Source organism: Haladaptatus sp. DYSN1, assembly GCF_029489995.1.
GTDB lineage: Archaea > Halobacteriota > Halobacteria > Halobacteriales > Halococcaceae > QDMS2.
In genome coordinates this window covers 20,681-37,099 of the sequence record NZ_CP120470.1, presented here as the reverse complement: position 1 = coordinate 37,099, position 16,419 = coordinate 20,681, and the positions used below count along the sequence as shown (strand labels likewise).

General features: G+C 64.0%; 22 protein-coding genes and 1 pseudogene. 16 read left to right on the top strand and 7 right to left on the bottom strand.

What is annotated here, in order from left to right; genetic code table 11:
* Positions 1-13 precede the first annotated feature (13 nt).
* Together P0648_RS00225 and P0648_RS00220 are read right to left on the bottom strand one after the other, a co-directional pair.
* Positions 14-280 carry a hypothetical protein gene (locus tag P0648_RS00225; RefSeq protein ID WP_277504796.1) on the bottom strand — a complete coding sequence of 89 codons (267 nt, stop codon included), beginning with the start codon at positions 278-280 and terminating at the stop codon, positions 14-16.
* Positions 281-379: 99 nt separating this feature from the next.
* A complete protein-coding gene (locus tag P0648_RS00220; RefSeq protein ID WP_277504795.1) occupies positions 380-1,297 on the bottom strand; it encodes a helix-turn-helix transcriptional regulator in 918 nt (305 codons plus the stop codon).
* Between the two features lie 174 nt (positions 1,298-1,471).
* Here P0648_RS00220 and P0648_RS00215 point away from each other — a divergent pair, with 174 nt between their 5' ends.
* The 10 genes from P0648_RS00215 to rdgB all read left to right on the top strand — a co-directional run bounded on the left by P0648_RS00215 (position 1,472) and on the right by rdgB (position 7,453).
* Complete coding sequence (locus P0648_RS00215) at positions 1,472-2,704, top strand: translation initiation factor IF-2 subunit gamma (protein WP_276246263.1); 1,233 nt, start codon at positions 1,472-1,474, stop codon at positions 2,702-2,704.
* Between the two features lie 19 nt (positions 2,705-2,723).
* Complete coding sequence (locus tag P0648_RS00210) at positions 2,724-3,092, top strand: twitching motility protein PilT (protein ID WP_369685074.1); 369 nt, start codon at positions 2,724-2,726, stop codon at positions 3,090-3,092.
* A gap of 2 nt (positions 3,093-3,094) precedes the next feature.
* Positions 3,095-3,664, top strand: a complete 570-nt coding sequence (locus tag P0648_RS00205; RefSeq protein ID WP_276246265.1) for a DNA-directed RNA polymerase — start codon at positions 3,095-3,097, stop codon at positions 3,662-3,664.
* A gap of 2 nt (positions 3,665-3,666) precedes the next feature.
* Positions 3,667-3,867, top strand: a complete 201-nt coding sequence (gene spt4 / locus P0648_RS00200; protein WP_276246266.1) for a transcription elongation factor subunit Spt4 — start codon at positions 3,667-3,669, stop codon at positions 3,865-3,867.
* Positions 3,867-4,418, top strand: a complete 552-nt coding sequence (locus P0648_RS00195) for a GTP-dependent dephospho-CoA kinase family protein (protein ID WP_277504791.1) — start codon at positions 3,867-3,869, stop codon at positions 4,416-4,418. Before spt4 ends, P0648_RS00195 begins: the two co-directional genes overlap by 1 nt.
* 63 nt (positions 4,419-4,481) lie before the next feature.
* On the top strand, positions 4,482-4,799 hold the full coding sequence (locus tag P0648_RS00190) for a 30S ribosomal protein S24e (protein WP_276246268.1): 318 nt from the start codon (positions 4,482-4,484) through the stop codon (positions 4,797-4,799).
* Positions 4,800-4,934, top strand: coding sequence for a 30S ribosomal protein S27ae (locus tag P0648_RS00185; protein ID WP_276246269.1), 135 nt, complete (start codon positions 4,800-4,802; stop codon positions 4,932-4,934).
* A gap of 3 nt (positions 4,935-4,937) precedes the next feature.
* Positions 4,938-6,515 carry a bifunctional N(6)-L-threonylcarbamoyladenine synthase/serine/threonine protein kinase gene (locus tag P0648_RS00180; protein WP_277504790.1) on the top strand — a complete coding sequence of 526 codons (1,578 nt, stop codon included), beginning with the start codon at positions 4,938-4,940 and terminating at the stop codon, positions 6,513-6,515.
* 31 nt (positions 6,516-6,546) lie between these two features.
* Positions 6,547-6,819: a DUF5808 domain-containing protein gene (locus tag P0648_RS00175; RefSeq protein WP_276246271.1), complete on the top strand. Its 273-nt coding sequence runs from the start codon at positions 6,547-6,549 to the stop codon at positions 6,817-6,819.
* A gap of 70 nt (positions 6,820-6,889) precedes the next feature.
* Positions 6,890-7,453, top strand: coding sequence for an RdgB/HAM1 family non-canonical purine NTP pyrophosphatase (rdgB, locus tag P0648_RS00170; RefSeq protein ID WP_277504811.1), 564 nt, complete (start codon positions 6,890-6,892; stop codon positions 7,451-7,453).
* A 30-nt stretch (positions 7,454-7,483) separates the two neighbouring features.
* Here the strand turns inward: rdgB and P0648_RS00165 are convergent, their stop codons facing one another.
* A complete protein-coding gene (locus P0648_RS00165; RefSeq protein WP_277504789.1) occupies positions 7,484-7,954 on the bottom strand; it encodes a hypothetical protein in 471 nt (156 codons plus the stop codon).
* Positions 7,955-8,071: 117 nt separating this feature from the next.
* Positions 8,072-9,154 (bottom strand): putative sulfate/molybdate transporter, encoded by a 1,083-nt coding sequence (locus tag P0648_RS00160; RefSeq protein ID WP_277504788.1) that lies wholly within the window; start codon positions 9,152-9,154, stop codon positions 8,072-8,074.
* 137 nt (positions 9,155-9,291) lie between these two features.
* On the opposite strand from P0648_RS00160, the gene P0648_RS00155 reads away from it, so the two are divergent.
* The 3 genes from P0648_RS00155 (at position 9,292) to P0648_RS00145 (ending at position 12,409) form a co-directional block, all read left to right on the top strand.
* Positions 9,292-10,296, top strand: a complete 1,005-nt coding sequence (locus P0648_RS00155; RefSeq protein ID WP_277504787.1) for a substrate-binding domain-containing protein — start codon at positions 9,292-9,294, stop codon at positions 10,294-10,296.
* A 677-nt stretch (positions 10,297-10,973) separates the two neighbouring features.
* A complete protein-coding gene (locus P0648_RS00150; protein ID WP_276246276.1) occupies positions 10,974-11,663 on the top strand; it encodes an ABC transporter permease in 690 nt (229 codons plus the stop codon).
* Positions 11,660-12,409: an amino acid ABC transporter ATP-binding protein gene (locus P0648_RS00145; protein WP_277504809.1), complete on the top strand. Its 750-nt coding sequence runs from the start codon at positions 11,660-11,662 to the stop codon at positions 12,407-12,409. The genes P0648_RS00150 and P0648_RS00145 overlap by 4 nt, the downstream gene beginning before the upstream one ends.
* 20 nt (positions 12,410-12,429) lie before the next feature.
* Here P0648_RS00145 and P0648_RS00140 read toward each other — a convergent pair.
* Positions 12,430-13,083 (bottom strand): annotated as a pseudogene (locus P0648_RS00140) (TrkA family potassium uptake protein); the annotation flags it as partial.
* Between the two features lie 88 nt (positions 13,084-13,171).
* On the opposite strand from P0648_RS00140, the gene P0648_RS00135 reads away from it, so the two are divergent.
* Positions 13,172-13,366 (top strand): hypothetical protein, encoded by a 195-nt coding sequence (locus P0648_RS00135; RefSeq protein ID WP_276246279.1) that lies wholly within the window; start codon positions 13,172-13,174, stop codon positions 13,364-13,366.
* Between the two features lie 103 nt (positions 13,367-13,469).
* A complete protein-coding gene (locus P0648_RS00130) occupies positions 13,470-13,655 on the top strand; it encodes a hypothetical protein (protein ID WP_276274746.1) in 186 nt (61 codons plus the stop codon).
* 3 nt (positions 13,656-13,658) lie between these two features.
* Here P0648_RS00130 and P0648_RS00125 read toward each other — a convergent pair whose 3' ends face one another.
* Together P0648_RS00125 and P0648_RS00120 are read right to left on the bottom strand one after the other, a co-directional pair.
* On the bottom strand, positions 13,659-14,942 hold the full coding sequence (locus P0648_RS00125) for an LVIVD repeat-containing protein (RefSeq protein ID WP_277504780.1): 1,284 nt from the start codon (positions 14,940-14,942) through the stop codon (positions 13,659-13,661).
* A 147-nt stretch (positions 14,943-15,089) separates the two neighbouring features.
* Positions 15,090-15,392 (bottom strand): hypothetical protein, encoded by a 303-nt coding sequence (locus tag P0648_RS00120; RefSeq protein ID WP_276246281.1) that lies wholly within the window; start codon positions 15,390-15,392, stop codon positions 15,090-15,092.
* 148 nt (positions 15,393-15,540) lie between these two features.
* Here P0648_RS00120 and P0648_RS00115 point away from each other — a divergent pair, with 148 nt between their 5' ends.
* A complete protein-coding gene (locus P0648_RS00115; RefSeq protein WP_277504778.1) occupies positions 15,541-16,365 on the top strand; it encodes an alpha/beta fold hydrolase in 825 nt (274 codons plus the stop codon).
* Positions 16,366-16,419 lie beyond the last annotated feature (54 nt).

Sequence of the window (16,419 nt, the reverse complement as noted above, 5' to 3'; positions counted from 1 at the left end):
TATGCTTTTGTGATTACGTCTCGACCGCCGAAACGACGAGTTTGATGGCCGCGAACGGGACGAGCACGAGGGCGCTCACGAGGCCGACCATCCCGAGGACGAACAGCGCGGGGCCGGGGAGGAGCGAACTGACACCCACGGTCAGGACCGCGAGGGCGGTGGCGATGGCGAGTAGGATGACCCCAGCGCGGAGGTACTCGCTGAGGCGCTCTGCGGCCGTTCGAGCGGGTCTGCGGTAGGCGTACTGTGCGGCAGACAGGGTGCGAGTGTCGGTCTTCATGGACAGGTGAACGGAGGCGTTCGGGGTTAAAAAGAGTAATCTGAATTACATTTCTGTAAGCGACGATACTGAAGTCTGTTTCTGTCGAAAATCGGATAATTACTCGCGCCGGTAGGACTTCGCCCGCTCGACGGCGACGACGTCGAAGGTGTCGTCGAGGGTGACGCGCAGTTCCTCGGCTTCGAGGCTGATGTCGACGCGTGCCATCCACGGGTCGTCCTGGATGACGGTCGTGTGCTCGTCGCCGACGCACCACGGCAGTTCCCAGTAGGGAATGGTTCTGAGGTCGATGCCGTGGTCGCGGTAGAAACTCACCACGTCGGGCTGGTCGAGCAGGGTCATCCCGACGGCGGCGATGGCGCTCGCGTCGCACTGGACGCAGCGGTGGCTCACGGCGATTTCGAGTTCCGGCAGGCAGTGTTCGCCATCGACGATTTTCGAGCCCATCGAACTGCCACACTCGGGGCAGACGCCGTTGGCGGCGAGGCCGTAGAGGTGGCGCACCCACCGATTGTAGCCCGCCATCAACTCGTCGCGGGTGCGCCCGTAGATGCCCGCTGGCGGGTAGGGGTAGGCGCTGTGCACGCGGTCGCAGGCCGGACAGGCCACAGTCAAGTGTTCGCGCTCGTAGGTCGCCACGAGCGTCTCGCCACAGGAGACGCACGTTCCGGGGAGCGGGAACGCGTCGATGCTCACGTCGTCGGTGAACATCCCCGAGATGAGGGTGCGCATCACGCGCTTGCCGGCGAACGTGAGGTCGTAGCCGTCGTCCGATTTCTTGACGAAGCGGTCGAGCAACTGGCGCAGGTGGTAGTTGAACTGCGCCGAATCCTTCATGCCGACCGCGCGATGCAGGTCCGAGAACGTCACGGGTCGCATCTCTGCGGCCCACAGCGCCTCTAAGATGGCCAGCCGCGTCTCGTTCGAGATGACGGCGAACACCTCTGCGGGCGCGGTTTTCGGCGTCGCCGAGAGTGGCACGACGGGTGCATCGCCCGGCGTGGGATGTGAAGACATACCTCCTGTATGCCGCGAGGGGGCTAAGCCCTTCCCTGAAGGAATCTTCAGTAGGCCTGGAAAAACCCACAGCAGGCGGAGGGGCGCTCTGGGCCGCCCTCGCGCGGGGTGTGGGGCGAGAACAGTAGGTTTATGCGTCGCTCGGGGTGACTACTCTGTAAGATTACTCTCGAAATGACAGGGAAACATCAACAACCGGAGGTGAACATCGGACTCGTCGGTCACGTCGACCACGGAAAGACGACGCTCGTGCGAGCGCTCTCGGGGGAGTGGACGGACCAGCACTCGGAGGAGATGAAACGCGGTATCTCCATCCGCCTCGGCTACGCCGACGCGACGTTCCGCAAGTGTCCCGGTGTCGAAGCGCCGGCGTGTTACACCGTCGACGAAGAGTGCGAAGACGGCACGGAGAGCGAACCGCTTCGCACCGTCTCGTTCGTGGACGCGCCCGGCCACGAGACGCTCATGGCGACGATGCTCTCCGGAGCAGCCATCATGGACGGCGCGGTGTTGCTCGTGAGCGCCACCTCGCCCGTGCCACAGGCACAGACCGAAGAGCACCTGATGGCCCTCGACATCATCGGCATCGACAACATCGTCATCGCCCAAAACAAGGTCGACCTCGTCGACGCAGAGCAGGCCCGCGAGAACTACAAGCAGATAAAAGAGTTCACGAAGGGCACGGTCGCAGAGGACGCTCCCGTCGTCCCCATCAGCGCCCAACAGGAGGTCAACTTAGACCTGCTCATCCAGGCCATCGAAGAGGAGATTCCGACCCCAGATCGCGACCCGAGCGACGATGCCCGACTGCACATCGCCCGCAGTTTCGACATCAACCGCCCGGGGACGACCTGGGAGAACCTGACCGGTGGCGTCATCGGCGGGTCGCTCGTCGCGGGCGGTCTCGAAACCGACCAGGACATCGAAATCCGCCCCGGCCGCGAGGTCGAAGAGGGCGGCAAGACCGAGTGGCGACCGATTACGACGAACGTCCGTTCCATCCAGGCGGGTGGGCAGTCGGTCGATTCGGCCACGCCCGGTGGCCTGCTCGGCGTCGGTACTGGCCTCGACCCAAGCCTCACGAAAGGCGACGGACTCGCCGGCCAGATTGCAGGGCCACCAGGGTCGCTGCCACCGACGCGTGAAGCCTTCGAGATGACGGTGGACCTCTTAGACCGCGTCGTCGGCGACGACGAGGACACCGTCGACGAGATTTCGACCGGCGAACCGCTCATGATGACGGTCGGGACGGCCACCACCGTCGGTGCCGTCACGAGCGCCCGAGACGGCGAATGTGAAGTTCGCTTAAAGCGCCCGGTCTGCGCCGCAGCAGGCGCGAAAGTCGCCATCAACCGCCGTGTCGGCGCGCGCTGGCGACTCATCGGCGTCGGCACGATTACGGAGTAGGATGGCGGTGACGGTGCTCATGGACGCGAACGCCCTGATGATGCCGGTCGAACTCGACGTGCGCGTGTTCGACGAACTCGACCGGTTGCTCGGCGTGGTCGACCTCGTGACACCCGAAGCGGTCGTAGCCGAGTTGGAGAAACTCGCTGCGGGCGCGAGTCGCGAGGCGGTCGCCGCGAGCGTCGGAGCGGACCTCGCCCGCGAGCGCTGTCGCACCCTCACACACGATGCATCGTATGCGGACGACGCGATCGTCGAACTCGCCGACGACGGTGAGTGCGACTACGTCGTCACGAACGACGGACCCCTGAAACGGCGGTTGCTGGCCGCTGGCGTACCAGTAATTGGTATAAGGGGCCGGAACAAACTGGCAATCACTCGACCATAAGTATGTACAAACGGGTCAGACTCAAGGACACAGTCGAGGTGCCACCGAAGCACCTCGCGGACGTGTCTCCACAACTGGTAAAGCAGCTGTTACAGGACAAACTCGAAGGGCGGATGGACGAAGACGTGGGCAGCATCGTCAGCGTGACGAAGGTCCACGAAATCGGCGACGGCGCGGTCATCCCGAACAAGCCCGGCGTCTACTACGAAGCGGATTTCGACGCCCTCACCTACGACCCACAGATGCAGGAAGTCGTAGACGGCGAAGTCGTCGAAGTCGTCAACTTCGGCGCGTTCGTCGGCATCGGTCCCGTGGACGGGCTGCTCCACGTCTCACAGATTTCAGACGAATACCTCGCGTTCGACGAGGAGGGGCAGCAACTCGCCTCCCGCGAGTCCAACCGCGCCCTCGGCGTGGGCGACTCGGTTCGCGCCCGCATCGTCACGAAGAGCATCGACGAGCGCAACCCACGCGACAGCAAAATCGGCCTCACGGCCAAGCAGGTCGGCCTCGGCAAACACGGCTGGCTGAAAGAGGAACGCGAACGCCGGCAGGCCGCCGCGGGTGAGTAGACATGGCGAAAAAGCGCAAAGTGTGTCGCGACTGCCACCGCGTCCTCGAAGTCTCGGACGGTGACGTCTGTCCGGACTGTGGGTCTACGAGCCTCACCGAGGACTGGGCGGGCTACGTCGTCATCGCCCATCCCGAGAAGAGCGACATCGCCAAAGAGATGGGCGTCACCTCGCCCGGCGCCTACGCACTGAAGGTTCGATAGTGACCGACGACGCCGTCCTCACGCTCCCCGACGATTTGCGGTCGGCGTTCAAAGACCCGCTCGGACCGCTGTTTACCGACCCGGACGAACTCCTCCAGCAGGCAGGCCGCCCGATTATCGCCGTCGGCGACATCGTCACCTACCACCTGACGCAGGCGGGCGTCGTCCCCGACGTGGCCGTCATCGACGGCAAGACCAAGCGCAAAGCCGTAGACGAGGCCATCTCCGAGGCCATCGGCGGATACGACCGTCGTCTCACGTCGGTCAACCCGGCCGCGACGCTCACCGAGGAGTTGCTCTCGGTGCTGCGGGAGGCCATTGACGCGCCGGAGACCGTCGTCATCGTCGTCGAGGGCGAAGAGGACCTCGCGACGCTGCCGGCCATCGTCGCCGCCCCGGAGGGGGCAAGCGTGGTTTACGGCCAACCCGACGCGGGCATGGTGCTCGTCACCGTGACGCCGGAGGTCCGCCATCGCATGTTTTCGCTGCTCGAAGCGATGGCGGGCGACCACGAAGCGGCGTGGACAGCCCTCGGCGTTGACGCAGAATAGGCCGCCAGTCCCTTCGAAATCCTTTTAGCCGGTTCGCCGCCAAATCCCTGTAACTGAGTTACCATGGACATTACCATCCTCGAAGAATCGGAAAATCCGATGCTTCACCGAACGGACGTTCGCTTCGAAATCATCCACGACGAGGCCACGCCGTCGCGCCTTTCGGTCCGCGACAGCCTCGCCGCGAAACTGAACAAAGACGCCTCGGAAGTCGTCGTCCGCAAGATGGACACGAAGTTCGGCATGCGCAAGACCCGCGGCGTCGCGAAGGTCTACGACAGCTCCGAGTTCGCCCGTGAGGTCGAACAGAAGCACATGCTAGAACGCAACAAGATTCTCGCAGACGGCGAGGACGCAGACGCCGAGGCGGAGGAAGCGTAGATGGCCCGTCACGAACTCTACAACGAAGACGGCACGACCGACCGCGAGATGTGCCCAGAGTGTGGCGACGCATTCCTCGCAGAGCACAGTGACCGCTTCCACTGCGGCCGCTGTGGCTACACCGAGTGGAAATAGGGGATGCGCGTACTCGGTATCGAGGGGACCGCGTGGGCGGCGAGCGCGGCGATTCACGACACCGAGACCGATTCAACTGTTATCGTCTCAGACCCCTACCAACCAGCGACGGGTGGGATTCACCCGCGCGAGGCCGCAGAACACATGGCCAGTGCCATCCCTCGCGTCGTCTCCGAGGTCCTTGACGAGGCAGCGGGCCCCGTCAACTACGTCGCCTTCTCTCGGGGACCGGGACTCGGCCCGTGTCTCAGAATCGTCGGTACGGCCGCCCGGTCGCTCGCACAGGCACTCGACGTTCCGCTCGTCGGCGTCAACCACATGGTGGCTCACCTGGAAATCGGCCGCCACCAGTCGGGATTCGACTCGCCGGTCTGTCTGAACGCGAGCGGCGCGAACGCCCACCTCCTCGGCTTCCACAACGGGCGCTATCAGGTGCTCGGCGAGACGATGGACACCGGCGTCGGCAACGCAATCGACAAGTTCTCTCGGCACGTCGGCTGGTCGCATCCCGGCGGCCCGAAAGTCGAAAAGTACGCCGAGGGCGGGGAACTCATCGACCTGCCCTACGTCGTCAAGGGAATGGACTTCTCGTTTTCCGGCATCATGAGTGCGGCCAAACAGGCCTACGACGACGGCGCGTCTGTCGAGGACGTCTGTTTCTCGCTGCAAGAGAACATCTTCGGGATGCTCACCGAAGTCGCAGAGCGCGCGCTCTCGCTCACCGGAAGCGACGAACTCGTCCTCGGGGGTGGGGTCGCCCAGAACGCCCGCCTTCAGGAGATGTTGCGGACGATGTGCGAGGAGCGGGACGCTGACTTCTACGCCCCCGAACCGCGCTTCCTGCGCGACAACGCCGGCATGATTGCGGTGCTCGGCGCGACGATGGCGCAAGCAGGCGACACCATCGCCGTCGCGGAGTCGGCGGTCAACCCCGACTTCCGCCCGGACCAGGTGCCCGTCACCTGGCGCGAGGACGAGAGCGTCGCCGTCGTTGGCGAGGCCGGACGTGAACTGGTCGGCGCGGAGGCCACCGTCACCGTCGAAGGTAACCAGGTCGTGAAACGCCGCCTGCCCAAGACGTATCGCCATCCCGAGTTGGACGCCCACCTCCGCAAGACTCGCACCGTTCAGGAGGCGCGTCTGTTCAGCGAGGCGCGAAAACACGGCGTCCCGACGCCCGTCGTCTACGACGTGGACGTCCGCGAGGGCGCGCTCACGCTCGAATTCGTCGGCGAGAAGGATTTGAGTGCGGACCTCACCGCCGCGCGCGTTCGGGACGTGGGCCGCCACCTCGCCGCGCTCCATCGGGCGGGATTCGTCCACGGCGACCCGACGACACGCAACGTCCGCGTCGGCGAGTTCACCTACCTCATCGACTTCGGCCTCGGGTTCTACACCGACCACGTCGAGGACTACGCGATGGACCTCCACGTCTTCCACCAGAGTCTGACGGGGACGGCGAGCGACCCAGAACCGCTGCGCGACGCGGTAGAGGCCGGCTATCGCGAGGCGGGCGACGAGCGCGTCCTGCGCCAACTCCGGGAAATCGAGGGTCGCGGGCGGTATCAGGAAAGCCACTAATTCCTTAACCCTCCCCTTCGTATGCGTTCGTATGGCTGACAAACCATCGTCCGGAGAGATACTGGGGATTCCGTACAACTTCGAACGCCCGAGCCTGAAGCGCATGCTGCAGTCGTACTGGCAGCCAGGCGACGAGATGCTCGTCGAGAAGCCCTTCGGCATCGGCTACACCCTGAACCTCGCCAACTGGCGGTCGTGGATCGTCCTCGGCGTCGTCGGCGCACTGCTCTACCAGGAGCGCAACAAGGTCGTCGAGAAAGAAGACCTGCCGGACGAGGGGCCGGTCGAGGTCATCGTCGACTGAGCGCGACTCGTTTTTCCGCCCGGCATCGACATTCGACAGGCTATTTTCCCCCGCCCACGCCCACTTGGATATGCTCCGGTTCGTCACAGGCAACGAGGGGAAGGTCCGCGAGGCAGAAACCTACCTCACGGAACCACTCGCACAGGCCGACTTCGACTACACCGAAATCCAGAGCGACAGTTTAGCCGAAATCGCGCTCCACGGCGCACGAGAGGCGTTCGACCACCTCGACGGCGACGACCCCATCATCGTAGACGATTCGGGACTGTTCATCGACGCACTCGGCGGCTTTCCCGGCCCGTACTCGGCGTACGTCGAGGACACCGTCGGCGTCGAGCGGGTCTGGAACCTCACTGAGATGGAGGACAATCGCCGCGCTCGATTCCGCTCCGTGGTCGCTTACTACGACGGCGAACGGGCGGAGACGTTCGAGGGGAGCGTTCGTGGGCGCATCGTCGCGCCCCGCGGTGAGGGTGGCTTTGGCTACGACCCAATCTTCGAGCACAACGGGACGACGCTCGCGGAGATGGACGTGGAGACGAAAAACTCGATTAGCCACCGCGGGCGGGCGCTGGCGAAGTTCGCCGAGTGGTTCAGCACCGACGGCGAGTGGAATCCGGGCGTTCCGGAATAGGCGCGAGCGTCGAGGGTTGCCTGCCCCAGTCTACGCACGCGGGTCGCGGTCCGGGCCGGGATACTCGCCGCCGCCGACCACGTCGTAGAGCGATTCGGGGTCGAACAGTTTTGCGAAGGCGTCGGGGTGCTTGACGCTCGTTTTCACGCGTTTTTGCATGGCCACGCCAGCCTTCGCGCTCCGGAAGCCTTCGTCGAACGAGAGGATGTGGGCGGCCTGCCCGTGGTAGGCCGAGGCGAGCGCGGGGTGGTCTTGTGGCGGATGTTCGACGCGCACTCGGAGGGTCTCGATTTTCGCGCGCCAGTCTGCGGCGAGTTCGGCGTCCGCGAGTCGGGTGATGACGGCTTCTGCGTCGTCGAGCAACTCGTCTGAGGCCACCAGTTCGACCCACGAGTGGCGGCGAACGTGGTCGAGCGCCTCGCGGGCGGGGCCGCCGACGAGCAGGTCCGCGGCCAACACGTCCGCGTCGGCGACCACGCGTGCGGGGTTGGGGTTACTCATCGCGCACCTCGGTGAGGGCGTCTCGCACCGCTCGTTCGGTGGTTTCGTGACGCGCCGCACGCTCGAACAGGTCGGCCCAGGTCATGCTCGCAGGTTGCAGGGCGCGGGCGAAAACCGTTACGCGCGCCGGGAGAGAAGCCACCAGCCAGCGAGGCCGACGACGAAGGCGACGCCCACGCCGAAGACGAGGCCGAGCAGGCCCACCGCGATGGTGACCGGCAGGTGGTCTGATTCGAGCGAGACGCGACCCAGCTGGAGGGCGACCACGACGAGAAGGACGCCGAGCAGCGCCATCGGGAAGCCAACGAGCACGCCCGCCACGAGTGCCGCAAGCCCGTAGAGGACGCCGAGGATGACGTTCGCGCCGCCGGTTCGCGCACCGAAGGCGTACTTGCCGGCGAGGCCGCCGCTGCCGTGGCACATCGGAAGGCCGCCGAGCGGGACGGCGAGCAGGTTCATCGAGCCCATGCTGCCGGCGAGGCGGTCTGCGGACACGTCGCGGTCGAAGAGGTCGGAGAGCAGGAGCGAGGTGGCGACGGCGGCGTTGCCGACGGTCATCGCTAACTGGCCGGCGAGGCCCTCCGTTGCGGCGAGCGAGAGCGTGGGTGGCCCGGCCGGGAATAGTGCCAGCGAGGGAACGGAAACAGTAAACGGCGTCTGTGAGAGGGCCACGAAAACCCCGACTCCGAGCACGACGAGCGCACTCGCCTGCGTGTATCCGAAGAGCGCGACGACGCCGACGAGTGCCACGCCGCCGACGGCGATGGCTGGGTCACCGACACCAAGGGAGAGACCGGTCTGGGCGAGCAGGAGGGCGACGGCGAGTTGTACGCCTCGGATGACCGGTAATCCCACGCTTTCGGAAAGTCGAGAGAGCGTTCCCAGTCGCCCCGCGACGAGCAAGATTCCTCCGGCCAGCAGGCCCGCGGCGACGAGTTCGCCGTGGGTGATTGCGCCGGCGATCGCGAGTCCGGCGAGTGCCTTCATCGGTTCGACCGAGAGGGGAAGTCCGTAGCGGACGCCCCAGACGACCTGAAACAGCCCGAAGAAGAGCAGAATGTGGGCGAGCGACGCTTCTGTGAGCGTTCCAATCGCGACGATGAGCGGGAGGGCCGTAATCGAATCTCCTAACGCACCAGTCAGCTCGTTCGTCGTGAATTTGAGTGCCGGATGGGTCCGCTCGGCGTGCCCAATCGCCATTGTGTGGGTCGTAGCGCTCGATTGGCTTCATTCTTCTCAGTAACCTCATCTCCAAACGTTTTCCACACAATGAAACCGAATTTGGTTATTCCGCTTCATCAAGATTTAATGCGGGTACCGCCATCGATACGCTCAGGATGCAACGACGACGGTTCCTCCAGGCGACGGGCGCGGGCGCGCTTCTCGGGCTCAGTGGCTGTCTCGACTCCGATGGCAACGACGCGGCGAACAACCAACAGACGCCCGCGCAGTCCGGGCAAATTGGCGACGGCGAACTCGTCCTCGCGACGACGACGAGCACGTACGACACGGGCCTCCTCGACGCGATTCACCCGACCTTCGAGAAGAACTTCGGTGTGACGATAAAGACCCTCCCGAAGGGGACGGGTGCGAGTCTCCGAACCGCCCGTGATGGGGACGCGGACGTCATCCTCGTCCACGCCCGGAACGCAGAAGACGAGTTCATGCAGGACGGGTTCGGCGTCAACCGCCGCGACGTGATGTTCAACGACTTCGTCGTCGTCGGCCCCGAGGACGACCCCGCTGGCATCAACGGAATGGGGAGCGCCACGGAAGCGTTCTCGACCATCGCCGAGTCTGAAGCCGTGTTCGTCTCGCGGGGTGACGATTCCGGCACGCACAAGAAAGAACGCATCATCTGGGAGGAGGCCGGCGTCGAACCGAGCGGTGGGTGGTACCGCGAAGTCGGGAAAGGGATGGGTGATACGCTCATCCAGGCAGACCAGACGGGTGCCTACACGCTCGCAGACCGGGGGACGTACCTCTCGATGCAGAGCGACATCGACCTCGTCATCCACGTCCAGGGGCCGCTCAAGGGTGGACCGGTCATCCTGAAAAACCCCTACGGCGTGATGGCCGTAAACCCCGCAAAGTACGAGGACGTGAACTACCAGGCCGCGATGGCGTACATTGGATTCCTCACGAGCCCTCAGGGCCAGTCGATGATCGAGAACTACACCGCGAACGGCTCGCAGTTGTTCTTCCCGAACGCCATTTCAGAAGAGCCGAACTTCGAGCAGTACGTCCCCCAGGGTTACTCCGCGTCGCAGGCGCAGTCGCTCTCGACGCGCGACAAGCAGTACCTCTACTGGGTCGACCAGCAGGTTCCGGCCGATTACTAACGGCCACTTTCACCCACAGCGTGTGCCCGCCCGATTCCCCACTCACAGAAATACAAGGAGGAAGCCCACGGCTTTAGCCGTCCTCAGAACGGCAGAGCCGTTCTGATGGGCTGCACAAGAGCTGTACTCTTGTGAACGTGGGAGGAATCCGATAGCAGATGGATACCGACGACGTTACATTGCCAACCCCATCGAAAACGCTTTGATTGGTGGTGTTGGCCCTTGAACTGCCTGATTGGGATGTTGCACCACGGGAACTTCGTCCAACACAGGCACACGTCGCGGGCGCACTGCGAGCGACGTGAACCCCGCTTCGTGGGGCGAGGGCGCATCCTCTCCGTCGAAACATCCGACGTCCAGCATGGAACACTGTACCACGGGGCACAAGAACCGCAGGCGGTTGTGCTACCTCCACGTTTCGGTGGACGCTGTTCTGGCCACGTCCGCGTGAGACACGCACTCCCTGTGGGTTGGGTCGCCCGTCAGGAGGCCCGAGAGTCCGAGACGATGAACACGAGTGGTTGCTCCATGCTCCCACGCTGTCAGGCGTTAGAGTCGGAGTCTCCTGGACAATTAAATTGCCACGGCGGGTGGCCCACCGCTGAGGCAAACCCACGACTGTAGTCGTGAGTACCTGACTCGTGGCCTTTTAGTCACCTGACACCCGAGGACAGCACGTGTTAGAGAGCCTCGCGGACCTGAACTGGCGCTATCTCATCAGCATCACTGTCGTGTCCCTCCAGGTGAGCACGACGGCGGTGCTATTGAGCACCCTGTTCAGCCTGCCCGTGGCGCTCTCTGTAGGATTCACCGACTTCCCCGGTAAGCGCGTCGTCACCGCCGTCATCAACACGGGGATGGGTCTCCCGAGCGTGGTCGTCGGCCTCGTCGTCTTGCTCGCGCTCTCTCGGTCCGGCCCCCTCGGGAGCCTCCAACTGTTGTTCACCCCGGAGGCCATGATCATCTCGCAGGTCATCCTCGCGGCCCCCGTCATCACGAGCGTGACGCTCTCGGCCATCGAGAGCGTCGGCCAATCGGTCAGAGACGCCGCCTATGCCGCCGGTGGCACCCAGCTGGACGTGGCCCTCGTCGTCGTCAAAGAAGCCCGGTACGGCATCGTCACGGCCATTCTAGCGGGTTACGGTCGGGCAATCAGCGAGGTCGGGTCGATTCTTATCGTCGGGGGGAACATCGTCCTCTCCGACGGCACGTCGCTCACCCGAACGCTCACGACAGCCATCACCGTGGAGGCTCGACGCGGGCGCTTCGAGACGGGTATCGCCCTCGGTATCGTCCTCCTCGTCCTCGTCCTCGGCGTGAACGCGCTTGGGGCGTGGGTCCGCGACCGCGGACGGTGGGACGCATGATTCGAATCGAGAACCTCTCACACGGCTTCGACAACGGGCGGGTCCTCGCCGACGTTTCGCTCGCCGTCGAACCGGGCGAAGTCCTGGCTATCGTGGGTCCCTCTGGAACCGGGAAAACGACGCTGTTGCGCCTGCTCGCGCTGTTCGACCCGCCTCAGGAGGGGTCGGTTCGCGTAGACGACACGGACGTCTGGTCGCTCCCACGAGAGAACCGCCTCGCGCTCCGACGACGCATCGGCATGGTGTTCCAGGACCGAAGTCTGTTCAGTACGACCGTCGGCAAGAATGCGGCCTACGGCCTCGAAGTGCGTCGGTCGTGGACCGACCGCCTCGCCGGGCGACTGTCCCGAAACGGCACCCACGAGGCGGTCCTCGACGCCCTCGAAACGGTCGGCATGCGCGACCAGGTAGACCAACACGCCCTCGGGCTGTCGGCGGGTGAAGCCCAGCGCGTCGCGTTCGCCCGGGCACTTGCCGTCGAACCGGACGTGCTCCTCCTCGACGAACCGACCTCGAATCTGGACCCCCGGAACACCGCGTTGCTCGAACAGGCCGTAGACCGGGCGCGTGATCGTGGCATCGGCGTCGTCATCGCGACCCACGACATGCAGCAAGCACGCCGCGTGTCCGACCGCACGGCGGTGCTGTTGGCTGGTGAGTGTATCGAACGCGGGCCGACAGAACGAGTGTTCGAGCACCCACACGACGAGCGGGCGCGAAAGTTCATCACCGGCGAACTGGTGTAGCTGGCCGTCGCCTGTCGGTTCTCACCAAGCAGGACGTTTTTCACTTCGTCCATGTCACCAACCTCTGCGATGACCGAGACGCGATCTCCCGGCTGGACGACGGTCTGGGGTAGCGGGATAGTCTGGGCGTTGTGCGCCCGACCGTGGGCGTAGAGGACGGCCCGGTCTGGGAGTTCGATTTCGCTGATGTGCAGGTCGATGACCGGCGAGTCGTCGGGCAGCGAGAAACTCGCGAGCGAGAGGTCTGCGGTGAGGTCTGCGATGATGTTGAAGTCGCCGCCGAGCAGCGCGTTCTTCGCGCCGATAGCTCCGAGGCGCTCGGGATAGATGATTTCGTCTACCTCTGCCGCGTACTTCTGGTAAATTTCTTCGCGGTAGTCCTCGTCGATGCGCATGACCGTTCGACAGCCGTGGTTCGCGGCGACGATACAGGCCGCGTAGTTCACGTTCAGGTCGCCGGAGAGGCCGCCGAAGGCGTCCGCCGAATCGAGGTCTGCGTCGTTCAGTATCTGTTCGTCCATCGCGTCGCCTTCGATGACCGAGAACCCCTCGTCGCGGGCACGGTCACACTTTTTCGGGTCGATTTCGATGATGGTGACGTCGTGCCCCTCCTCTTTTAGAATTCGCGCGGTTCGGTGACCCACGCGCCCGAAGCCTACAATGACATACCTCATACGGCCTCCATACGACGGCGGGCGTAAAAACGTTAGTTACTGACTATCACGTCGCAAGCTTCAGGCTCATCCTCCGTCTTCGTGGTGTATGGCGCGACAGCGAACCGCCGTCCGGGGATTCGGTCTCGCGATGATCACCCTCGCGTGCGGTGGTCAGGTCTGGCTGTTCACCATGGTCGGAACGCCCGCGGTCGGCGAGTGGTTCCTCTACCTCTCGCCAGCCTTCGGACTGCTCGGATTCGTCGGCTTTGGCACCCTGCTCACCTCGTATATGGACCGGTAATCGCTCACTTCACGCCGCTCCCGTCAGTTAATTTCAGAACGTTGGACAGTAGATATAAGTTCGCGCGGCCCAATCGTCCATCCGGGGGTGGGACGCGGTGACTGTGCCACGAACCTCGTCAGTCCGGTTCGTCGCATACCGCCCTGAATGCCGTCGGATTGGGGTCCCGGCGGCGGTCCCCTTCGTTTCGACGCAGACGCGACAAGCCGTGCTCACGTCCGTCATCATCCACGGTTCGTGGCTCGACTGTCCACGCCGTCTCCTGCCCCTTTCGAAAAACGAGGAGTGACGACTATTCTTCGCCGTGTGGCGGCTGGAGCGCTGCGTTGCTCGGCCGCGACCCGCTGAACTTCGGCGCGGCGCGTTTGCCGCGGTCGTCGCTGAGGAACACGATTCCGCGACCGATGTCGCTCGCGATGGTCGTCCCGCGCTCGTAGACGGCCCCCCAGAACGAGGACCCATCGGGGTCGTAGCGAGACAGTTCCTCGGGATTCGCAGGGTCGGTCACGTTGAACACCGTGAGGCCCCCGTCGTACCACGAGGTATAGAGGCGATTGCTCGTCACGTCGAAATTATGCGACGTGCGGAACGCCTCGACGTCAGGCGGACTGATGCGTGCCACCTGTTCGGGATTGTCGAAATCAGTCACGTCGAACACCTTGATGCCGCCGTAGTCGTCGTTGTCCGGGTTGTCGACGTATCCGCCGGGGAACGTCTCTGCGCCCACGAACACGTACTTGCCGTCGGGAGTTGGTTGGACGTAGTGGGAATTCCCCGGGAGGGTGAGGAGGCGTTCCCAGAGATTCCCGTTGGGAGCTTGGTCCGCGTTCGGAGCCATTCCGAACCCGCTTACAGCCTCGGGGTTTGCCGGGTCGCTCACATCGAGCACCCACGTCCCGGCGTCCCAGTAGGCGAGGTAGGCGTAGTCACCCTGAACGTACACGTCGTGGATGAAATTGGTCTCTCGGTCGAGTTCCGGTCGGTCGTCCTCGACGGCCCACCGCGAGAGCAGCGACGGGTTCGTCGGGTCGCTCACGTCCACGATTTGCAGTTCGCTGTCGTCGAACGGCGCTTCCTTCGCAATGTAACAGACGTCTCCGACGAGGTAGTGGTTGTGGACTCCCTCGGGAAGGACCTGCCACGTCCCCTGGAACTCGGGGTTCGCTGGGTCGCTGATGTCGTAAAAGTGCGTCCCGATTTCGTCTTCGGGAGCGCGGTCTTCGTCCCCATCGCCGTCGCCGTGGTCGTGTTCTTCGCTACCCTGACTGCTGATGGCGAGCAGGTCGCCGTCTACTTTCACGTCCCAGACGCCCGCGCCGGGGACTTCCATGTCTACGAGCAGTTCCGGGTCGTGGGGTTTACGCCAATCGACGACGGCGAGTCCATCGTTCGTCGCCGCGTAGGCGTAGGTTCCCTGCGTCGTCACCTCCGTGATTCCGCTCACGCCGACTTCGCCGAGCAGTGAGAGGGTTCGGTCGTCTTGTTTCGCACTCGCTACGCCCATACCGCCCGCCGCAACCGCGGAGGCGCCGAGCAACTTGAGCGCCTGCCGTCGTGTCGTGTGGTTGGAAGGCATAATCCATCCCTTCGGTCACGCCGGAATTAATTAAAACATTCTTACGTTAGGAATAATATTGACGTTGATAGTTTGACACGCTTGCGCAGCTGGTTTTGCGACGACGGCCACGCGAGACAGACGACCTAATCGTCTTCAAACGCCGCGTCAGAACGACTGGTCTTCTTCGTCTTCGGATTCGCTCGCCTCGTTTCCGCTCGTTCCCCTGTCCGTGTACCCCTCGCGTCCGACGTACTCAGCTGGCAGATTTGCCTGAATCGACTCGAACAGTTCCACTGGCGAGCCGTACTCCTCGTCTTCGATGTGCGAGAGCACCTCCGCGATGGTCAGCTCGTCGTCGGTGTTCGCCGATTCGAGTTTCGTCTCCCCAATCTCCTCGCGGACCGTCGCGATGTCTGCGGGAAAGTCGAGTTCGGATTCGAGGTAGTCCTGCAGTTCTTGAACGTCCATGCTCGGAGATTCGTGAGCCAGTGGTTTCGGTGTTGTGGCAGTCTTCACGGCAATCCAAACTCTCACGTCCTTCGCAGATGCCGTATGTGGACGCCTCACGGCTCCTGTCCGCACACGTTCATCTTCTCACGCGACGCTAGATACACCTGTGCCAACGATCCGAACGAACGACGTTCTCACCTACTACGAGGAGCGTGGCGACGGGCCACCTCTCGTGTTCATTCACGGGGCCATCGTGGACCACAACCAGTGGAACCCGCAGATAGACGCCCTCAGCGACGGCTACCGGACCATCGCCTACGACGTGCGCGGCCACGGCCAAACCGGGGGCTCCGACCGAGACGCCTACTCCATCGACCTCTTTGCGGACGACCTGGACGCGCTCATCGACGGCCTCGCTCTCGACCGACCGGTCCTCTGTGGCACCTCGACGGGTGGCTGCATCGCGCAGGTGTACGCCGCCCGCCACCCCGAGAAAATCGCTGGCCTCGTGCTTGCGGACACGTTCACGCCCGCCCTCCTCACTCGCGGCGAGTGGCTCCAGCGGTCTGCGATGCTCAAAGCGACGATTCCGTTCGTTCGCCTCGTCGGCTACGAGCGCGTCGAGAAGGTCCTGGTCTGGATTCAAGAACGCCTCTCCCGGGGCTCGAGCGGCGATTACGAGCAAATCGAACGGCTCCGCGAGCAGGGACCAAAGATGACCACCGACGAGTTCGCGAAGGTGATTCGAGCCGTCGCAAGTTTCCACGAGACGACCGTCGAGTACGCGGCGATTACCGCCCCGACGCTCGTGCTCTACGGCGAAAACGAACCGCCGTTTCTCCGCCGCCACGCACCCCTCCTCGGCGCTCGAATCGACGGGGCCGTCGTCCGGGCCGTCCCCGAGGGTGGCCACGCCTCGAACCTCGACAACCCGGCGTTCTTCAGCGATGCGATGCGGGCGTTTCTGGAGGCGAACGTCGTGGCTGTGTAGGATTTGGATTGCTGGGACACGTGAGGCTGGGATTTGAACTCAGTCGCTAACGCT

Bases quoted from the DNA above. Each gene is read 5' to 3' on its own strand.
- P0648_RS00225 (WP_277504796.1), bottom strand. From the start codon at position 280: ATGAAGACCGACACTCGCACCCTGTCTGCCGCACAGTACGCCTACCGC.
- P0648_RS00160 (WP_277504788.1), bottom strand. From the start codon at position 9,154: ATGGCGATTGGGCACGCCGAGCGGACCCATCCGGCACTCAAATTCACG.
- P0648_RS00135 (WP_276246279.1), top strand. From the start codon at position 13,172: ATGGCGCGACAGCGAACCGCCGTCCGGGGATTCGGTCTCGCGATGATC.
- P0648_RS00175 (WP_276246271.1), top strand. From the start codon at position 6,547: ATGGCTGACAAACCATCGTCCGGAGAGATACTGGGGATTCCGTACAAC.
- P0648_RS00215 (WP_276246263.1), top strand. From the start codon at position 1,472: ATGACAGGGAAACATCAACAACCGGAGGTGAACATCGGACTCGTCGGT.
- P0648_RS00155 (WP_277504787.1), top strand. From the start codon at position 9,292: ATGCAACGACGACGGTTCCTCCAGGCGACGGGCGCGGGCGCGCTTCTC.
- P0648_RS00185 (WP_276246269.1), top strand. From the start codon at position 4,800: ATGGCCCGTCACGAACTCTACAACGAAGACGGCACGACCGACCGCGAG.
- P0648_RS00190 (WP_276246268.1), top strand. From the start codon at position 4,482: ATGGACATTACCATCCTCGAAGAATCGGAAAATCCGATGCTTCACCGA.
- P0648_RS00210 (WP_369685074.1), top strand. From the start codon at position 2,724: ATGGACGCGAACGCCCTGATGATGCCGGTCGAACTCGACGTGCGCGTG.
- P0648_RS00165 (WP_277504789.1), bottom strand. From the start codon at position 7,954: ATGAGTAACCCCAACCCCGCACGCGTGGTCGCCGACGCGGACGTGTTG.
- P0648_RS00125 (WP_277504780.1), bottom strand. From the start codon at position 14,942: ATGCCTTCCAACCACACGACACGACGGCAGGCGCTCAAGTTGCTCGGC.
- P0648_RS00220 (WP_277504795.1), bottom strand. From the start codon at position 1,297: ATGTCTTCACATCCCACGCCGGGCGATGCACCCGTCGTGCCACTCTCG.
- P0648_RS00180 (WP_277504790.1), top strand. From the start codon at position 4,938: ATGCGCGTACTCGGTATCGAGGGGACCGCGTGGGCGGCGAGCGCGGCG.
- rdgB (WP_277504811.1), top strand. From the start codon at position 6,890: ATGCTCCGGTTCGTCACAGGCAACGAGGGGAAGGTCCGCGAGGCAGAA.
- spt4 (WP_276246266.1), top strand. From the start codon at position 3,667: ATGGCGAAAAAGCGCAAAGTGTGTCGCGACTGCCACCGCGTCCTCGAA.
- P0648_RS00120 (WP_276246281.1), bottom strand. From the start codon at position 15,392: ATGGACGTTCAAGAACTGCAGGACTACCTCGAATCCGAACTCGACTTT.
- P0648_RS00145 (WP_277504809.1), top strand. From the start codon at position 11,660: ATGATTCGAATCGAGAACCTCTCACACGGCTTCGACAACGGGCGGGTC.
- P0648_RS00205 (WP_276246265.1), top strand. From the start codon at position 3,095: ATGTACAAACGGGTCAGACTCAAGGACACAGTCGAGGTGCCACCGAAG.